A 1,113-nucleotide genomic window follows, 5' to 3' on the forward strand; every position below is an offset into this window, starting at 1 on the left:
TGTGATGTCCAGGCAGGTTGGTCAGTCGGGTGACCGGCGGTTTGCCGCCGGTTGCACTGTGGGGTCGATGGTGATTGTAGAAGTGCAGCCAGCCCGGTAGCGCCGCCCGCCGCAGTGTCTCCGTCGGATAGAAGCAGGCGTAGGCCCACCCGTCGGCCAGAGTCCGGTGGAACCGTTCGATCTTGCCGTTGGTCTGTGGCCGGTAGGGCCGGGTCCGTTTCGGGGTGACCCCGAGGTTGGTACAGGTGTCGCGCCAGGCGTGCGAGCGGTAGGCCGAGCCGTTGTCGGACAGGACGCGTTCGACGGTGACGCCGAGGTCGGCGAACCAGGCCACGGCCCGGCGCAGGACCGCGGTGGCAGTCACCGCGGTTTCGTCGGTGTGGATTTCGGCGTAGGCGACGCGGGAGTGGTCGTCGATGACGGTGTGCACGAAGGCGGTGCCGGTGCGGGGCTTGTAGTCCGCGCCGCGGGGCAGCCCCGGGGTGGCTCGTTTGTTGCGCTCGCCTTGCTGCCGGCCGACATAGCGGTGTCCGCCGCCGTCGGGGATGTTGCCGAACTTGGTGACATCGACATGGATCAGCGAACCGGGATGGTCGTGTTCGTAGCGGCGCAGGGGTTCGCCGGTGACCCGGTCGATGCGGGACAGGCGGTTGATCCGGCACCGCACCAGCACCGCGTGCACGGTGGAGGCCGGCAGGCCGAGCCGGCCGCCGATCTGGACCGGGCCCAGCCGGTGCCGCCACCGCAGCCGCACAATCGCCCGCACCACCGGCCCGGGTGTGCGGGCCGGGCTGCGGCGGGGCCGGCTGCTGCGATCAGCCATCCCGGCCTCACCCTCGGCGCGGTAGCGCTTGGCCCACTTCGCAGCGGTCTTTGCGGCGACCATGAACATCTTCGCCGCTTCGGTGTGGGTCCAGCCTTGCTCGACGATCAGGCGGGCCAGCCGCAGCCGGGTGCGTGGGGTGAGGGTGGCGTTAGGGTGGGACATGAAGGCCTCCGGCGGCGTGATGTGGTTCCTAGACAGCTCCACTTCACATCCGGAGGCCTTCACCTGTCTGCACGACAGGCCGTCACCGGTCACCTCAACTCGGGACAACGTCCCCGGACATCACA

1 protein-coding gene is annotated in these 1,113 nt (G+C 69.5%); it reads right to left on the reverse strand.

The features are described 5' to 3' along the window. A partial coding sequence (locus tag EIY87_RS18915; RefSeq protein ID WP_125309981.1) for an IS481 family transposase occupies positions 1 to 988 on the reverse strand: 988 nt, incomplete at its 3' end. Positions 989 to 1,113: the final 125 nt, after the last annotated feature.

Origin of the sequence: Amycolatopsis eburnea (assembly GCF_003937945.1) — a bacterium.
Lineage (GTDB): Bacteria > Actinomycetota > Actinomycetes > Mycobacteriales > Pseudonocardiaceae > Amycolatopsis > Amycolatopsis eburnea.